Below are 17,201 nucleotides of genomic sequence, written 5' to 3' on the forward strand. Positions count from 1 at the left end.
AGGAAGTCATGCGGATCGTCGTCGCCCCCAGTGGGTTCAAGGAAAGTCTCGGCGCCGAAGCGGCCGCCGACGCCATCGCCGAGGGGGTGCTGCGGGTCGTCCCGTTCGCGGAGATCGACCGTGTCCCGTTGGTGGACGGCGGGGAAGGTTCGGCCGCCGCGCTCGCCGGGAGCACCGGCGGGAGGGTGATCGACACGGTCGTCACCGGCCCGGTCGGGCTGCCGGTGCGCTCCCATTTCGCGATTCTGGGTGATGGATCGACGGCGGTGGTCGAGATGGCGGCGGCCGCGGGCCTGCGCCTGGTGCCCGCCGACCGCCGCGATCCCGGGCGCACCACCAGCCGGGGCGTCGGTGAACTGATGATCGCCGCGCTCGACTCTGGGTGTTCCTCGGTGCTCGTCGGCTGCGGCGATTCCGGCGTGTCCGACGGCGGTGCCGGGGCGCTCCAGGCGTTGGGCGCCCGGGTGCTCGACCGCGCCGGTCAGGAGATCGGCCCCGGCGGGGCGGAGCTGGCGCGGGCCCGGCACGTCGACGTCTCGGGGCTGGATCCGAGACTCGCGCACACCGGGCTCCGGCTGGCGGTCAACCCGCACAACGTGCTGTGCGGGCCGCGCGGCGTGGCCAGGGTGTTCGGCCCGCAGAAGGGCGCCACCCCCGAGCAGGTGGAGAGGCTGTCCGCCGCGCTGGACAACTGGGCCGACGTCCTGCGCCACGACCTGGGCGCCGACGTCGCGCTCGTCCCCGGATCGGGTGCTTCCGGCGGTCTCGGCGCGGGCCTGTGCGCCGCGCTAGACGCCCGCCTGCTGCCGCGGTTCGAGGTGCTGCTGGATCACGTCGACCTCGACGCCCGGCTCGCCGCCGCCGATCTCGTGGTCACCGCCGAGGGCACGATCGACGCCCAGACCCCGCACGGGAAGGTGCCCGCCGAAGTGGCCCGCCGCGCCAAGGCGCACGGGAAGCCGGTGGTCGCGCTCGCCGGCCGGATCGGCATGGACGCCGACACCACCTACGCCGTCGGCATCGACGCCTTCCAGGCCATCCAGCCGGGCCCGGTGGCGCTCGACGAGGCGATCCTGCGTGGCGCCGAATTCCTGACCGACGCCGCCGAGCGGATGCTGCGGATAGTGCTGGTCGGCACCCGTCTGTCCACGCCCGTTATGTGAAGATTTCTTCATCTTGTCCTCATCTTCGCCACATCGACGACCAGGAGGGTGAAGCCATGGCCCGCTCGCGTATCGCCCTGCTCGCCGCCGCCGTGGCGCTCCCTCTCGGTGCGGCGGCGGTCACCTGGGCCTGGCCGGAGCCGCCCGCGCCGCGGGCTCCGGTCGAGGTGAAACTGAGGGATCACCCGGCGCCGTCGCCGTCGCCGACCAGCAGTTCCGCGCCGGTGGTCGTGCCACCGCCCCCGGTGGTCCCGCCCGGCGACGACCAGGACGACGACGGTGCCGACGACGACTGAACGCAGGACGCGGGCGATCCCCGCGCGGATCCGGATCATGGGCTGGCTGCTGCTGCTCGTCGCCGTGGTGACGGTCGCGACGACGCTGGTCACGTACAACCTGTTGCTGCGCGAGGTCGACAGCGACGTCAACGCCGCGCTCGAACAGGAGGCCGCCGAACTGGGCCAGGTGCTGGAAGAAGGGGTGGACCGCGCCACCGGGCAGCCGTTCCCGGACGTGCGGTCCGCGCTGTCGGCGCATCTGCGGCGCCAGTACGTCGACGACGACGAAGTGGTGCTGGCCTGGACGCCGTCCTCCGGTCCGATCCTGCAGGACCGCGAGGAACCGTTCCGGCTGGGCGAGAGCCCGGCGGTGCTGGATCCGATCCTCGCCGACCCGGCGCGCAGCGGCACCGCCCAGACCCCCGCCGGGGAGATGCGCTGGATCCGCGTCGACGCGTCCGGCACCCGAGAGGGTGACCGGGGCTCCTTCGTCGTCGGCTACTTCGTGGATCGGGACCGCGCCGAGATCGCCACCACCGTGCGGACCCTGCTATTCGTCGGCTTGCTCGGGCTGGTCCTGGCCGGGGCCGCGGCATGGCTGGTCGCCGGGCAGATCCTCGCCCCGGTGCGGCTGGTGCGCCGCGCCGCCGCCGAGATCACCGAACACGACCTGACCCGCCGCATCCCGGTGGACGGCCGTGACGACGTCGCCGCGCTCGCCGAGCAGTTCAACGCCATGCTCGACCGGCTCGACCTCGCGTTCGCCACGCAGCGGCGATTCCTCGACGACGCCGGCCACGAACTGCGGACCCCGATCACCATCGTGCTCGGCCATCTCGAACTGCTCGACGACGATCCCGTCGCGCGGGCCGAGGCGATCCGGCTGTGCGTCGACGAACTCGACCGGATGAACCGCATCGTCGGCGATCTCCTGCTGCTGGCCAAGGCCGAGCAGCCCGACTTCGTCACCCTCGCGCCCACCGACGTCACCGAGCTGACCAGCGACCTCTACGCCAAGGTCCGCACCATCGGCGACCGTCGCTGGCGGCTGGAGGCACTCGGGGAGGGCCAGGTGGCGTTGGACGAGCAACGGACGACCCAGGCCGTGGTGCAGCTGGCCCAGAACGCCGTCCAGCACACCGAAGACGGCGACGAGATCCTGATCGGCTCCGCCGTGACCGAGGACACCGTGTCGTTCTGGGTGGCCGACCACGGCCCCGGTGTTCCGCAGGAGGACGCCGAGAAGATCTTCCAGCGGTTCAACCGGGGGAAGCCGGGCGGTCACCGGGGCGGGGCCGGGCTCGGACTGGCGATCGTGCGCGCCATCGCCGAAGCTCAGCACGGGCTGGTGCGCCTGGAGTCGGCACCGGGTCTCGGCGCCCGGTTCACCATCGAAATCCCTGTTCACGCCGTCGAAGGAGGCACGCCGTGGCCCGTATCCTGATCGCCGAGGACGAGGAGCGCATCGCCTCGTTCGTCCGCAAGGGGCTCATCGCCAACGGCTTCACCACCACCGTGGTCGCCGACGGCGAGCAGGCCCTCCAGTACGCCCTCGGCGACGGCTACGACCTGCTGGTCCTCGACCTCGGCCTGCCTTCCCGCGACGGCCTGTCCGTGCTGCGGACCCTGCGTGAGCACCACAACACGACCCCGGTGGTCATCCTCACCGCGCACGATTCGCCCCAGACCACCCTGGCCGGGCTGGAGGGCGGCGCCGACGACTACATGGCGAAACCGTTCCGCTTCGACGAGCTGCTGGCCAGGATCAGGCTCCGGCTGCGCCGCACCGAACTCGTGGCCGAGACCACCGTGCTGCACGCGGGGCCGCTCTCGCTGGACCTGCGCACGCGCCGCGCGGACGTCGACGGCACGGGCGTGGAGCTGACCTCACGCGAGTTCGCCCTCCTGGAGCTGTTCATCCGCCACCAGGGCCAGGTGCTCACCCGCGAGCAGATCCTCTCCCACGTGTGGGGTTACGACTTCGACCCCGGCTCCAACATCGTCGACGTCTACGTCCGCACCCTGCGCCGCAAGATCGGCGCCGGTCACATCCGCACCGCCCGCGGTATGGGGTACGCGTTCGACCCCGGCCGCACATCACCTTGACTCCCGCCGGACCGCACCGGAGAGTGAACCGCAGAAACCACGCGTCGGCAGGTGGAGGAACCCGGTGAGAGTCCGGGGCGGTCCCGCCACTGTCACCCCTCCCGGTGAAGAGGGGAAGCCAGGAACTCCGGCCGGCGCGACCGCACGACCCGGGGCGCGGACACCCCGAGTGAGGAATGCTGTGATCCTGCTTCTGTCCACTTCGGACACCGACCTGCTCAGCGCCCGTTCCAGCGAGGCCGACTACCGGCTGGCGAACCCGGCCCGGCTCGATCTGGCCGAGCTGCCCGCCCTGCTCGAGGGCGCCCCGATCGTCGTCGTCCGGATCCTCGGCTCCGAACGCAGCTGGCAGGAGGGACTCGACACGGTCCGCGCGAGCGGCGCGCACGTGGTCGTCCTCGGTGGTGAGCAGACGCCGGACGCGCAGCTCATGAAACTCTCCACGGTCCCGGCGGGCACGGCGGCGGAGGCGCACGCGTACCTCGCGCAGGGTGGGCCGGAAAACCTGACCCAGCTGCACCGCTTCCTGAGCGACACGCTCCTTCTGACGGGTGACGGCTTCGAGCCGCCCGCCGTGCAGCCGCTGTGGGGTGTCCTGGAGCGCGAGCCGAAGTCCACCGAAGGTCCGGTCATCGCGATCCTCTACTACCGGGCGCATCACCTGTCCGGCAACACCGAGTTCGTCCACGCGCTGTCCGACGCCGTCGAGGACGCCGGGGGCCGCGCGCTCCCGATCCACTGCGCGTCCCTGCGCACCCGCGAGCCGGAGATGATGGCCGAGCTGGCCAAGGCCGACGCGCTCCTGGTCACCGTGCTGGCCGCCGGCGGCACCCGGCCGTCCGAGGTCGGCGCGGGCGGCGACGACGAGGCGTGGGACGTCGCCGAGATGGCCGCGCTCGACATCCCGATCCTCCAGGCCCTGTGCCTCACCAGCGACCGCGAGACCTGGTCGGCCAACGACGACGGTCTCTCCCCGCTCGACGCGGGCAACCAGATGGCCGTCCCCGAGTTCGACGGCCGGCTCATCACCGTCCCGTTCTCGTTCAAGGAGATCGACGACGACGGCCTCCCCAAATACGTGCCGGACGCCGAGCGCGCGTCCCGTGTCGCGAAGATCGCGCTGGCCCACGCGCGGCTGCGCCACACTCCCCCGCCGGAACGCCGTATCGCGCTGATGCTGTCCGCGTACCCGACGAAGCACTCCCGCGTCGGCAACGCCGTCGGTCTCGACACGCCCGCGTCCGCGATCGAACTCCTGCGCCGCATGCGCGACCAGGGCTACGACCTCGGCGAGAACCCGTTCCCCGGCGTCGATCCCACCGGCACCGACCAGCCCGACGGCGACGCGCTGATCCACGCGCTCATCGCCGCGGGCGGTCAGGACCCGGAGTGGCTCACCGAGGAACAGCTGTCCGGCAACCCGATCCGCGTCCCGGCCGACAAGTACCGCGAATGGTTCGCCGAGCTGCCCGCGGAGCTGCGCGAGGGCATGGAAGAGCACTGGGGCCCCGCGCCCGGCGAGCTCTACGTCGACAACGGCGACATCGTCCTGGCGTCGCTGCAGTCCGGCAATGTCATCCTGATGATCCAGCCGCCACGCGGCTTCGGCGAGAACCCGGTGGCGATCTACCACAACCCGGACCTCCCGCCGAGCCACCACTACCTGGCCGCATACCGCTGGCTGGAGGGGGAATTCGGCGCGCACGCCGTCGTCCACCTCGGCAAACACGGTTCGCTGGAATGGCTTCCCGGCAAGACCGCGGGGCTCTCGGGCTCGTGCGCGCCGGACGCCGTGCTGGGCAACCTGCCGCTGATCTACCCGTTCCTGATCAACGACCCCGGCGAGGGCGCGCAGGCGAAACGGCGCGCACACGCCACGATCGTCGACCACCTGATCCCGCCGATGGCCCGCGCCGAGAGCTACGGCGACATGGCCCGCCTGGAGCAGCTTCTCGACGAGCACGCCAACATCGCAGCGATGGACCCGGCCAAGCTGCCCGCGGTCCGCGCGCAGATCTGGACGCTGATCCAGGCGGCGAAACTGGACCACGACCTCGGTGTCGAGGAACGCCCGCACGACGCGGAGTTCGACGACTTCCTGCTGCACATCGACGGCTGGCTGTGCGAGGTCAAGGACGCCCAGATCCGCGACGGCCTGCACATCCTCGGCGCCGCGCCGGAAGGCGAGGCGCGGATCAACCTCGTGCTGGCCATGCTGCGCGCCCAGCAGATGTGGGGCGGCAAACAGGGCGCGGTCCCCGGTCTGCGTTCCGCCTTGGGGCTCAAGGAGAACAGCGACGCCCCACTGTCCGAAGTGGACGCCATCGAGCAGACGGCCCGCTCGCTCGTCGAGGCGATGGAGGCCAGGGACTGGTCCCCCGCCGCCGTCGCCGAAGTCGTCGCGGAGGTGCCGGAACACCAGGAGGTCGCCCGCGTGCTGACCTTCGCCGCCACCGAGATCGTGCCGCGGCTGGCGGGCACCGGCGCCGAGATCGACGCCGTGCTCCACGCGCTCGACGGCGGCTACATCCCGGCCGGGCCCAGCGGTTCGCCCCTGCGCGGCCTGATCAACGTGCTGCCGACCGGCCGCAACTTCTACACCGTCGACCCGAAGGCCATCCCGAGCCGTCTCGCCTGGGAGACCGGGCAGGCGCTCGCGGACTCGCTTCTCCGCCGCTACAAGGAGGACACGGGCGACTGGCCGCGTTCGGTCGGCCTCTCGGTATGGGGCACGTCGGCCATGCGCACGTCGGGTGACGACGCGGCGGAAGTCCTTGCCCTGCTGGGGGTTCAGCCCGTCTGGGACGAGGCGTCGCGTCGGGTCACCGGCATCGAGGCGATCCCGCTCGCCGAACTCGGCCGCCCGCGGATCGACGTCACCGTGCGGATCAGCGGGTTCTTCCGCGACGCCTTCCCGCACGTGATCACCCTGCTGGACGACGCCGTGCGCCTGGTGGCGAACCTCGACGAGCCGGACGAGCAGAACTTCGTGCGCGCCCACGCCCGCGCGGATCTGGCCGCGCACGGTGACGAACGCCGGGCCACCACGAGGATCTTCGGCTCCAAGCCCGGCGCGTACGGCGCGGGCCTGCTGCCGCTGATGGATTCCGGGAACTGGCGCGACGACAAGGATCTCGCCGAGGTCTACGCGGTCTGGGGCGGGTTCGCCTACGGCCGCGACCTCGACGGCAGGCCGGCGCGCGAGGACATGGAGAACTCGTACAAGCGGATCGTGGTCGCGGCCAAGAACACCGACACCCGTGAGCACGACATCGCCGACTCCGACGACTATTTCCAGTACCACGGCGGGATGATCGCGACGGTCCGCGCGCTGACCGGGACCGCGCCCGCGTCCTACGTCGGCGACAGCACCACCCCGGACGCGGTCCGCACGCGCACGCTCGGCGAGGAGACCGCCCGGGTCTTCCGGGCCCGCGTCGTCAACCCGCGCTGGCTGGCGGCGATGCGCAAGCACGGTTACAAGGGCGCTTTCGAGCTGGCGGCGACCGTCGACTACCTCTTCGGTTTCGACGCCACCGCGGGCGTGGTCGGCGACTGGATGTACGAGAAGCTGACCGAGTCCTACGTGCTCGACGAGGTCAACCAGGAGTTCCTGCGCCAGGCCAATCCGTGGGCGCTGCGCGGCATCATCGAACGGCTGAACGAGGCGGCCGATCGGGGACTCTGGGCCGAGCCGGACGCCGATCTTTTGGCTCAGCTGCGCGAGGTCTACTTGTCGCTGGAGGGGGATCTCGAATCCTGACATCACCCGCTGGAGCAGGCCCGTGGCACTCCCGGCGGTACCACTGTCGTATGCGCGGAACTTAGCGTGACAAGGGCGGTGGGACGTCAATGATCGGGAGGACAGCGATGATCAAGCGTCTGTTGAAGGTCGTGCTTCGCCACGGTTGCTGCTCGGCGTGCACCGGTCTGGGCTGCGGCTGCTGCGACGCCTGCAAGTAGGAGTTCAGAGGTGGACACCCGGGATATGGGTGTTCGCGCGGCGGACGTCGGCGGCGAGGGCGGGTACCTCGACCACCCGGCGTCCGGCCGCCTCCAGTGTCTCGGCGCCGACGCAGTCGACGAAGACCGACGGCTCGCGCCAGGCGAAAACGACGCGCGGGATGCCGGCGTCGAGGATGAGCTGGGTGCAGCTTCGCGGATGTGACGTCCGCGAGCTGCACGGCTCCAGTGACGTGTACATCGTCGCCTCCGCCAGCCTCGGATCCTCTGGTTCGAGCTTGGCGAGGGCGGCTTCTTCGGCATGATTGGCGGGATCGCCGTCGCCCGAGAAACCGGTGGAGATCACTTCGCCGTCGGCGGCGGCGATCACCGCTCCGACGCGGAACGTGCGCGGCGGGCAGTTCTCGGCGAGCGCGATGGCCTCGCGCAGATGTCGAATGTCCACATCGGACGGTTCCGGTGTCGCGTGGTACTCCAGGACGGCGACGTCGCCCAGCCTCGTGCTTTCGACCAGGGTCAGCCCGCGCGGGAAGGCGCCAGGGCCGACGAAACGCGGGGCGCGTGGGTCGCCGACGAAGAACGGCGCGACGGCCAGGTGCAGTTCGTCGACCAGCCCCTCGGTGAGGAACTGGGTGTGGATAGCGCCGCCGCCTTCGACCATGAGGCGCCGCACCCCGCGCGCGTAGAGATCCGCCAGCATTTCGCTCAGGCCGGTCAGTTCCACGACGGTCGCTTTCACGCCCGTGACGACGCCGGGCGGCGCGTAGACCAGCTTCTCGGCTTCACCGACGGTGAAGAACTGTGCCGCCGGATCTAGTGACCCGCTCCGCGTGAGGGTGACCTTGACCGGTTGCTCCGGGCGCCCCTCCGCGACCCTTTTCGCGACCAGCTCCGGCGAGCGGACCAGCAAGCGAGGGTCGTCCGCGCGGACCGTGTTCGCGCCGACGAGGATCGCGTCCGACGCGGCGCGCAGCCCGTCCACCCTGGCCCAGTCCTCGTCGTTGGACAGCACCAGCCGGGTGTCGCTCGCGTCGTCGAGGTAGCCGTCGAGCGAGACCGCGGCGGACAGCAGGACATGAGGGCGTTCGATCACGACCGCCAGTATGCCCCCGCCGGTCGCGGGTCGCCGAGGCTGCACGGTGGGGGTTGTGGCAGGTCCTTCGTTGCCGGAAATCGGCAAGGGCTGGGGTGGGATCCGGGGGCGTCCCGGGGTCGCGTCGGTGCCGTTGCCGGAATTCGGCGACGGTTCGCTGCGGGCTCCGGGGAGCGGGGCCGATGTCTGGTGATCCGGGGGGGGTGACACCCGTTGTTGCCGAAATCCGACGACAGCCCGCGGGTCCCAGGAACGTCCCCGAAGCTGCGCGGCCGAGACCGACACCTGGGCTGTCGCCGGAATCCGACGACGGTTGCCTACGGGTCCGGGAAACGACCCGATGTCAGGTGATCGGGGGTGACACCCGTGCTGTTGCCGAAATTCGGCGACAGCCGCCCGCGGGTCCCAGGGAACGTCCCGAAGCTGCGCGGCCGAGACCGACACCTGGGCTGTCGCCGAAATCCGACGACAGCCGCCCGCAGGTCCCGGGAAACGACCCCAAGCCACGTGGCCGAGACCCGGCACCCGTGCTGTCACCGAAATCCGGCGACAGTTGCCTACGGTGGCCGGGAACGACCCCAAGCCACGCGACCAAGACCGACACCCGTCCTGTTACCGAAATCCGGCGACAGCCCCCCGCGAGTCCCAGGAAACGACCCGAAACCACGTGACCGAGACCGACACCTCCGCCATCGCCGAAATCCGGCGACAGCCGCCCACAGCTCCCGGGAACGTCCCGAAGCCGCGTGACCGGTGCCTGTGCCATCGCCGAAATCCGGCAACCACCAGCCACGGAGCACCACCGACAGCACACCAGCGGTCGACACACTCGCAACCATTACCGAAATCCGGCAACGCAAGGGCAGCGTTCAAGAAACCTGTCTGCGCACTGCCGACCACTGCCAGGCGCCATGCACGCGGCCGCCGTTACCGAATATCGACGACCAGCTTCGCGCAGCCGTCAGGCCGGGACCGGTACCCTCCCACGGTCGGTCCTACCGACTTCGACCTGGCTCGCGAAAACCGCAGACCATTCCTGCCCCTCCGTTGCCAGGCCCCGCGAAAATCGATCGCCACGCGCCAACCCGCGGGATACCCTGTCGCCGTGATCTTCTGAGACGAACCTGCGCCCTCATCCACCTCCTTCGCAGGGAGTCTCATGTCTTCTTCCTTGACGCTTTCCGACGTCACCTTCACCTGGCCCGACGGCTCCCCGGTGTTCGAGCGCCTTTCGCTCACCATCGGCGCCGGCCGCACCGGCCTGGTCGGCACCAACGGATCCGGCAAGTCCACGCTGCTCAGGCTGCTCGCCGGCGACCTGCGGGCCACCACGGGCTCCATCACCGCACCGGGTGAGCTCGGCTACCTGCCGCAGAACCTCGTCCTGGACACCGGCCGCCGCGTCGACGACGTCCTCGGTGTCACCGCGATCCGCGCGGCGATCCGGGCCGTCGAGGGCGGTTCCGCCACCGAAGAGCATTTCGCCACCATCGGCGACAACTGGGATGTCGAGGAGCGCATCCACGCGATCCTCGACCGGCTCGGCCTGGGCACCATCCGGCTGGACCAGAGGGCGGGCGAGCTGTCCGGTGGCGAGCTCACGCTGCTCGGGCTGGCCGCCCTGTTGCTGCGCCGTCCCGCCGCGCTGCTGCTCGACGAGCCCACGAACAACCTCGACCTGCGGGCCCGTGAGCTCGTGCACCGTGAGGTGGCGGGCTGGGGCGGGATCCTCGTGGTCGTCTCGCACGATCGCGAGCTGCTCGGGCTGGTCGACCGGATCGCCGAGGTCCGCGACCGCGAGGTCACGCTGTACGGCGGGAACCTCGCGGACTACGAACACGCCGTCGAGGTCGCGCAGGAGGCGGCACGGCGGCACCTGCGGGCGGCGGAGTCGGACGTCAAACGACAGAAACGGGAGCTGGTCGAGGCCGGGATCAAACTCGCCCGGCGGGCCCGCTACGGCCAGCAGATGTGGGACCGGAAACGCGAACCCAAGGTGCGGATGCGCAAACGTCAGGAGGATGCCCAGATCGCCGCGGGCAAGTACCGGAACCTGCACACCGACCGGCTGGAAGGCGCCGTCGAGGCGATGAAGGCCGCCGGGGAACTGGTGCGGGAGGATGCCGAGATCCGGGTCGAACTGCCGGAGACGACGGTCCCGCGCGGGACGGACGTGCTCCGGATCGACGCCGTGCCCCGGTTCGGCCCGGCGGTGGACCTGCACGTCATGGGCCCCGAGCGGATCGCGCTCGTCGGCCCGAACGGTTCGGGCAAGACCACCCTGCTCCGCACGATCATCGGCGAGATCCCGCCGGAGTCGGGCGAGGTGGGGCTGTTCGTGCCCGCCAGGCTGCTCCCCCAGCGGCTCGACGTTCTCGACGAGTCGCTGTCTATTGTGGACAACGTGCGGCTGGTCGCGCCGTCGCTCACGGACAACGAGATCCGCGCGAGGCTGGCGCGGTTCCTGTTCCGGGGCAAGGCGGCCGACCGCGAGGTGGCGTCACTGTCCGGTGGGGAACGGTTCCGCGCCACGCTGGCGACGTTGCTGCTGACCGAGCCCACGCCCCGGCTGTTGCTGCTCGACGAGCCGACGAACAACCTCGATCTGGCGAGCGTGCGGCGCCTCACCGAGGCGTTGCTGGCCTACCGGGGAACGCTGATCGTGGCGAGCCACGACCGCCCGTTCCTCGCCGACATCGGTATCACCCGCTGGTTGAAGATCTAGCCTCGTGAGTGGTAAGGACGGTTAGAACCGTCCTTACCACTCACGAGACTTCAGGCGTCGAAGTCCACGGTGACGGCATCGGAGACGGGCACCGACTGGCAGGTGAGCACGAAACCGGCGTCGACCTCGGCCTTCTCCAGCGCGAAGTTGCGCCGCATGTCCACCTTGCCGTCGCAGATCTTCGCCCGGCAGGTGCCGCACACCCCGCCCTTGCAGGCGAACGGCAGGTCCGGACGGTACTTCTGCGCGCCGTCGAGCAGCGAGGAACCGCGCGGCAGCGTCATCGTCGTCGACCGGCCGTCGAGCACCAGCGTGACCTCGCTGGACGCACCGACGACGGCCGGGTCGATGTGGCGCACCGGCTCCGGCGGAGTGTCCACATAGAACAGTTCCTGGTGGACACGCTCGTCGGGAACATCCAGGGACCGCAGCAGTTCCTGCGCACCGGTGACCATCTCGAACGGCCCGCACAGCCACCAGTGCGCGACGTCCTCGACCGGGATCAGCACGGTGCACAGGCGCCGCAGCTTCTCCACGTCGAGCCGTCCGGTGAACAGTTCGGCCTCGCGCGGCTCACGCGACAGGACGTGGACGAGTTCGAGCCGAGCGGGGTAACGGTCCTTGAGGTCCGCGAGGTCGTCGGCGAACATGACGGTGTCCGTGCGGCGGTTGCCGTAGAGCACGGTCACCGTCGCGTCCGAGTCGCTGAGCAGCGAAGACGCGATCGACAGCACCGGCGTGATCCCGGATCCGGCCGCGATCAGCACGTGGTGACCCGCGGCTGCCGGATCGGGGCTGAAGTTGCCGGTCGGCGGCGCGACCTCGATCTCGTCGCCGGGCTTCACGTCGCGCACGAGCCACGACGAGAACAGCCCGCCCGGCACCTCGCGGACGCCGACCCGCGGCGCCGCACCGGCGGGCGCGCAGATCGAGTACGAACGGCGCTCGTCACGGCCGTCGATCTCGCGGCGCAGGGTCAGCGACTGCCCCGGCTTGAAGCGAAAGGTGTCCGCGAGGTCTTCGGGCACGTCGAAGGTCACCGCGACGGCGTCGTCGCACAAACGCTGGACGTCGGACACCTTGAGGGTGTGGAAGCCCGTGCGGCGCAGGGTCGCTGTCACTAGATCTCCTTGACGTGTTCGAACGGTTCGAGGCAGAACCGGCAGCGGCGCAAGGCTTTGCACGCCGTCGCACTGAACCGGGACTGCTCCTCGGTGTCCGCGGAACCGCAGTGCGGACAGCGGACCGACGACACCGGCGGGCTCAGCGTGAGCGGGATCGGCCCGGTCCGCCGCGGCGCGGCCCCCGGCGGCGCGATGCCGGCTTCGGCCAGTTTCCGTTTGCCGTCCTCGGTGATCCAGTCCGTGGACCACGCCGGCTGAAGCACCGTGCGGACCTCGACGTCGCCGTAACCCGCGCCGGTCAGCGCGTGCACGAGGTCGTCGCGCATGGTGTCCATCGCCGGGCAGCCGGTGTAGGTCGGGGTGATCGCGACGACCACCCGTCCGTCCTCTTCGGATACTTCACGCAGCACGCCGAGATCGGCGAGGGTGAGCATCGGCAGTTCCGGGTCGGTGACCGTGGCCGCCACGGCGTACGCGGTCACCATGTCGCGTCCGGGTGTTCCCTGGCGACACTCTGCAGGGTCGCCAGCAGGAAGCCCATCCGCTCGGTGTGCACGCCGTCGCGACCCATCCGGCCGGAAACCCCGGCGATGGCACCGATTTCGGGACGCGTCAGCTTCGCGACGGCCAGCACCTGGTCGAGGATCGCGTCGAACTCCGGCCGCAGCGACGGCGAGTCGACGAACTCGACCTCGTGTGCGGTGAACAACTCGTCGACGTACGGCCAGACCGCGTCCAGCCCTTCCTGCATCCGCGTGTGGGACAGCTCGGTGCCGTCGCCGAGGCGCACGGCCCACTGGGCGGCGTAGTCGCGGTGGTACGCGACCTCCTTGACACCCTTGTCCGCGATGGCCGCGAGCACCGGGTCCACGCTCGTCTGCAAACGCTGCAGCAGCGCGAGCCGCCAAATCGAGAACACCAGCAGCCGCGCGATCAGATGCCCGAAGTGCCCACCGTCCAACTCGGCGAGCCGGACGTTGCGGTACTCCTGTTCGCCACGGAAGAAGGCGTACGAGTCCTCGGTGCGGTCGCTGCCGTCGGCCTTGCCCGCGCGGGCGAGCAGCAGCCGGGCCTGCCCGAGCAGGTCGAGCGCGATGTTCGCGATCGCGACCTCGTCCTCGAGTTCGGGCGCGTTCGTGCACCATTCCTGCAGCCGGTGCGAGAAGATCAGCGCGTCGTCGCCGAGCATCAGGCAGTAGGCCGCGAGCCGCGCACCGTCCACACCGGACGGAACCGTGGTGTCCACACCGGACAGCGGATCCTCGAACCCGGTGCCGAAGGCCCAGCGGGAGTCGTTCTCCTCGGTGATCGCCTCATAGGCGTTGTCGAAGCTCATGTCACATGTGGGGAACGTTGTCGGGGATTTCGTAGAACGTCGGGTGCCGGTACACCTTGTCGCCGCTGGGCGCGAAGAACGGGTCCTTCTCGTCCGGCGAAGACGCCGTGATGTCCGAAGCCCGCACGACCCAGATCGACACGCCCTCGTTGCGGCGCGTGTACAGATCCCGCGCGTGGTGCAGCGCCATGTCGTCGTCCGCCGCGTGCAGCGAACCCACGTGCACGTGGTTCAGCCCGCGCTTGCCCCGGACGAACACCTCGTACAACGGCCAGTCGTGTTTCATGCCGAGGCACCTTTCTTCGCGGCGTGCGCGGCGGCGGCTTCCCGCACCCACGCGCCGTCCTCCTGGGCCCGCCGCCGGTGCGCGATGCGCTCGGCGTTGCAGGGGCCGTTGCCCTTCAACACGTTCTTGAACTCGTCCCAGTCGACGGCGCCGAAGTCGTAGTGCCCGCGTTCGGCGTTCCACTTCAGGTCCGGGTCGGGGAAGGTGACGCCCAGCGCCTCGGCCTGCGGAATGGACATGTCGACAAAGCGCTGGCGCAGTTCGTCGTTGGTGTGCCGTTTGACCTTCCACGCCATCGACTGCGCGGTGTTCGGCGAATCGGCGTCCGGCGGGCCGAACATCATCAGCGACGGCCACCACCAGCGGTTCACCGCCTCCTGCACCATTTCGCGCTGCTTCTCCGTGCCGCGCATCATGGTCATCAGCAGCTCGTAGCCCTGCCGCTGGTGGAAGGACTCCTCCTTGCAGATGCGGATCATGGCGCGTGCGTACGGCCCGTACGAGCTGCGGCACAAGGGAACCTGGTTGCAGATGGCCGCGCCGTCGACCAGCCAGCCGATCACGCCGACGTCGGCGAAGGTCAGCGTCGGGTAGTTGAAGATCGACGAGTACTTCTGCTTGCCGTTGATCAGCTTGTCGGTCAGATCCGCGCGGTCGGCGCCGAGGGTGGCGGCCGCGGAGTACAAGTACAGCCCGTGCCCCGCCTCGTCCTGCACCTTGGCAAGCAGGATCGCCTTGCGGCGCAAGGAAGGCGCGCGGGTGATCCAGTTGCCCTCGGGCTGCATGCCGATGATCTCCGAGTGCGCGTGCTGCGCGATCTGGCGGATCATCGTCTTGCGGTAGCCCTCAGGCACCCAGTCGCGCGGCTCGATGCGCTGGTCGCGCTCGATGGTGGCCTCGAAATGCCGTTCGAGGTCTTCCTCAGGCAGAGTTGCCGTCATGACTGCTCCTTGGCGACGAGGGTCAGCACGTCGTACTTGGCGACCGAGTCGCCGTCGGCGTTGGTGACGTCGGCGTCCCAGCGGACCTCGCCGTACTCCTGGTCGATCCGCGGGGTGATCTGCTTGGCGGTCAAGGTCACGGTCAGCGAGTCGCCGACCTTGACCGGGGTGAGGAACCGCAGGTTCTCCAGGCCGTAGTTGGCCAGCACCGGGCCGGGCTCCGGCGAGACGAACAGGCCCGCGGCGAAGGACACCACGAGGTACCCGTGCGCCACGATCCCACCGAACAGCGGGTTCGCCGCCGCGGCCTCCGGGTCGGTGTGGGCGTAGAAGGTGTCGCCGGTGAACTCGGCGAAGTGGTCGACGTCCTCCTGGGTGACGGTGCGCGGGCCAGCGACCACGGAGTCGCCGATCTTCAGCTCCGCCAACGACTTCCGGAAGGGGTGGACGTCGCCTTCGGTACGCGGCGCGCCCGCGACCCAGCGGCCGGTGACCGTGCTCAGGGCGGCGGGCGAACCCTGGACCGCCGTGCGCTGCATATGGTGCAGCACGCCGCGGACGCCGCCCATCTCCTCGCCGCCGCCGGCGCGGCCGGGCCCACCGTGCACCAGCTGCGGCATCGGCGAACCGTGGCCGGTGGACTCCTTGGCGTCTTCGGCGTCGAGCACCAGCAGGCGGCCGTGGTACGGCGCGACGCCGAGAACGACCTCACGCACGAACTCCTTGTCGGCGGAAACGACGGAACCCACGAGGCTGCCGCCGCCGCGCGCGGCGAGCTCGACGACCTGTTCGGTGGAGGTGTACGGCAGCAGCGTCGACACCGGGCCGAACGCCTCGACCTCGTGCGGCTCGGACCGCTCCGGGTCGGCCTTCAGCAGTACGGGTGAGATGAACGCGCCGCGTTCGGCGTCCGCGCCGACGACCTCGACCTGCTCCGGGTCGCCGAAGACGATCGTGCCGGCGTCCAGCAGCGCCTTGAGCGACCGCCGGACCTCCTCGCGCTGCTCCAGGCTGGCCAGGGCGCCCATGCGGACCCCTTCGGCGGTGGGGTTGCCGACGGTGGTCTTCGCCAGCCGCGCGCTCGCGGCCTCGGCGACGTCGTCCAGCAGGTCGGCGGGCACGAAGGCGCGGCGGATGGCGGTGCACTTCTGGCCCGCCTTGACCGTCATCTCGGTGGTCAGCTGCTTGACGAAGAGGTCGAACTCGGTGGTGCCGGGTTTGGCGTCCGGGCCGAGGATCGACAGGTTCAGCGAGTCGGCCTCGGCGTTGAACCGGACGGAGTTGCGCACGATCGCCGGGTGTGCGCGCAGCTTCTGCGCCGTCGACGCCGAACCGGTGAAGGAGACGAGGTCCTGCGCGGTGACGTGGTCGAGCAGGTCGCCGACGCTGCCCGCGACGAACTGGAGCGTGCCCTCGGGCAGGATTCCGGACTCGATGATGATCTCGACCAGGCGCGCGGTCAGATACGCGGTCTGGCTGGCGGGCTTGATCAGGCTCGGCACCCCGGCGAGGAACGCGGGGGCGAACTTCTCCAGCGGGCCCCACACGGGGAAGTTGAACGCGTTGATCTGGACGGCGACCCCGCGCAGCGGGACGGCGATGTGCTGGGCGACGAAGGTGCCGCCCTTGCTCAGCTGCTCGACGTTGCCGTCGACGTAGACGGTGTCGTTCGGCAGTTCGCGTTTGCCCTTGCTGGAGTAGGCGAACAGGACGCCGATGCCGCCGTCGATGTCGACCATGGAGTCGGTCTTGGTCGCGCCAGTGCGCGCCGAGAGCGCGTACAGCTCCTCGCGGTGTTCGCGCAGGTGGGAGGCCAGCGCCTTCAGCAACGCGGCGCGCTGGTGGAAGGTCAGCTCACGCAGCGCGGGGCCGCCGACGCGGCGCCCGTAGTCCAGCGCGGCGGCGAAGTCGATGCCCTCGGACGAGACCCGGGCGACCTCTTCGCCGGTGGAGGCGTCGTGCAGCGGCACTCCGTCACTTTCCGCCGTGTGCCACCCGCCGGAGACGTAGCTGCGCAGCAATGCCATGGGTCGACCCTTCACGTGGTGGATTAACAGACCGTCCGTTCAGTAATTCACTGTAGCTCGCGTCCGGGGTCTTGCAAACCCCCGGACGGCGGCGGATCCTTGACATCCACCCGGAAGCGCGCCTTTACTTGCGGCACCCTTTAACAACCGTCCATTCGG

13 protein-coding genes, 2 pseudogenes and 1 riboswitch are annotated in these 17,201 nt (G+C 70.2%); of the genes and pseudogenes, 8 read left to right on the plus strand and 7 right to left on the minus strand.

Translation table 11 applies throughout. The annotated features are described in order from the left end of the window. Nucleotides 1-8: 8 nt before the first annotated feature. The 5 genes from NQK81_RS14705 (at nt 9) to cobN (ending at nt 7,310) form a co-directional block, all read left to right on the plus strand. A complete protein-coding gene (locus NQK81_RS14705; RefSeq protein ID WP_257488639.1) occupies nt 9-1,163 on the plus strand; it encodes a glycerate kinase family protein in 1,155 nt (384 codons plus the stop codon). Nucleotides 1,164-1,219: 56 nt separating this feature from the next. Further along, nucleotides 1,220-1,459: a hypothetical protein gene (locus tag NQK81_RS14710; RefSeq protein ID WP_257488640.1), complete on the plus strand. Its 240-nt coding sequence runs from the start codon at nt 1,220-1,222 to the stop codon at nt 1,457-1,459. After that, a complete protein-coding gene (locus tag NQK81_RS14715) occupies nt 1,443-2,885 on the plus strand; it encodes a sensor histidine kinase (protein WP_257488641.1) in 1,443 nt (480 codons plus the stop codon). The genes NQK81_RS14710 and NQK81_RS14715 overlap by 17 nt, the downstream gene beginning before the upstream one ends. Continuing rightward, entirely contained in the window at nt 2,870-3,547 is a 678-nt protein-coding gene (locus NQK81_RS14720; RefSeq protein ID WP_257488642.1) for a response regulator transcription factor, read from the plus strand. Before NQK81_RS14715 ends, NQK81_RS14720 begins: the two co-directional genes overlap by 16 nt. A gap of 32 nt (nt 3,548-3,579) precedes the next feature. Next, nucleotides 3,580-3,693, plus strand: a riboswitch (cobalamin riboswitch). Between the two features lie 35 nt (nt 3,694-3,728). Further along, on the plus strand, nt 3,729-7,310 hold the full coding sequence (gene cobN / locus NQK81_RS14725; RefSeq protein WP_257488643.1) for a cobaltochelatase subunit CobN: 3,582 nt from the start codon (nt 3,729-3,731) through the stop codon (nt 7,308-7,310). A gap of 204 nt (nt 7,311-7,514) precedes the next feature. Here the strand turns inward: cobN and NQK81_RS14730 are convergent, their stop codons facing one another. Beyond that, complete coding sequence (locus NQK81_RS14730) at nt 7,515-8,603, minus strand: dihydrofolate reductase family protein (protein WP_257488644.1); 1,089 nt, start codon at nt 8,601-8,603, stop codon at nt 7,515-7,517. 55 nt (nt 8,604-8,658) lie between these two features. On the opposite strand from NQK81_RS14730, the gene NQK81_RS14735 reads away from it, so the two are divergent. The 3 genes and pseudogenes from NQK81_RS14735 to NQK81_RS45530 form a co-directional block, all read left to right on the plus strand. Next, nucleotides 8,659-8,796: a hypothetical protein gene (locus NQK81_RS14735; RefSeq protein WP_257488645.1), complete on the plus strand. Its 138-nt coding sequence runs from the start codon at nt 8,659-8,661 to the stop codon at nt 8,794-8,796. 966 nt (nt 8,797-9,762) lie between these two features. Further along, nucleotides 9,763-10,212: pseudogene (locus NQK81_RS45525) on the plus strand (ATP-binding cassette domain-containing protein); the annotation flags it as partial. A gap of 627 nt (nt 10,213-10,839) precedes the next feature. Then, nucleotides 10,840-11,328: pseudogene (locus NQK81_RS45530) on the plus strand (ATP-binding cassette domain-containing protein); the annotation flags it as partial. A 50-nt stretch (nt 11,329-11,378) separates the two neighbouring features. Here the strand turns inward: NQK81_RS45530 and paaE are convergent. Genes paaE through paaZ form a run of 6 tightly spaced genes read right to left on the minus strand, consistent with a single transcriptional unit; the run spans nt 11,379 to nt 17,042 of the window. Beyond that, entirely contained in the window at nt 11,379-12,449 is a 1,071-nt protein-coding gene (paaE, locus tag NQK81_RS14745; RefSeq protein ID WP_257488647.1) for a 1,2-phenylacetyl-CoA epoxidase subunit PaaE, read from the minus strand. Further along, nucleotides 12,449-12,937: a 1,2-phenylacetyl-CoA epoxidase subunit PaaD gene (gene paaD, locus NQK81_RS14750; RefSeq protein ID WP_005168083.1), complete on the minus strand. Its 489-nt coding sequence runs from the start codon at nt 12,935-12,937 to the stop codon at nt 12,449-12,451. The genes paaE and paaD overlap by 1 nt, the downstream gene beginning before the upstream one ends. Further along, nucleotides 12,931-13,788 carry a 1,2-phenylacetyl-CoA epoxidase subunit PaaC gene (gene paaC, locus NQK81_RS14755; protein ID WP_126737387.1) on the minus strand — a complete coding sequence of 286 codons (858 nt, stop codon included), beginning with the start codon at nt 13,786-13,788 and terminating at the stop codon, nt 12,931-12,933. The genes paaD and paaC overlap by 7 nt, the downstream gene beginning before the upstream one ends. A 1-nt stretch (nt 13,789) precedes the next feature. Continuing rightward, on the minus strand, nt 13,790-14,074 hold the full coding sequence (gene paaB / locus NQK81_RS14760; RefSeq protein WP_007034026.1) for a 1,2-phenylacetyl-CoA epoxidase subunit PaaB: 285 nt from the start codon (nt 14,072-14,074) through the stop codon (nt 13,790-13,792). After that, nucleotides 14,071-15,015: a 1,2-phenylacetyl-CoA epoxidase subunit PaaA gene (gene paaA / locus NQK81_RS14765; protein WP_126737386.1), complete on the minus strand. Its 945-nt coding sequence runs from the start codon at nt 15,013-15,015 to the stop codon at nt 14,071-14,073. The genes paaB and paaA overlap by 4 nt, the downstream gene beginning before the upstream one ends. Further along, nucleotides 15,012-17,042: a phenylacetic acid degradation bifunctional protein PaaZ gene (gene paaZ / locus NQK81_RS14770; RefSeq protein WP_257488648.1), complete on the minus strand. Its 2,031-nt coding sequence runs from the start codon at nt 17,040-17,042 to the stop codon at nt 15,012-15,014. Before paaZ ends, paaA begins: the two co-directional genes overlap by 4 nt. Nucleotides 17,043-17,201: the final 159 nt, after the last annotated feature.

Origin of the sequence: Amycolatopsis roodepoortensis (assembly GCF_024628825.1) — a bacterium.
Taxonomy (GTDB): domain Bacteria; phylum Actinomycetota; class Actinomycetes; order Mycobacteriales; family Pseudonocardiaceae; genus Amycolatopsis; species Amycolatopsis roodepoortensis.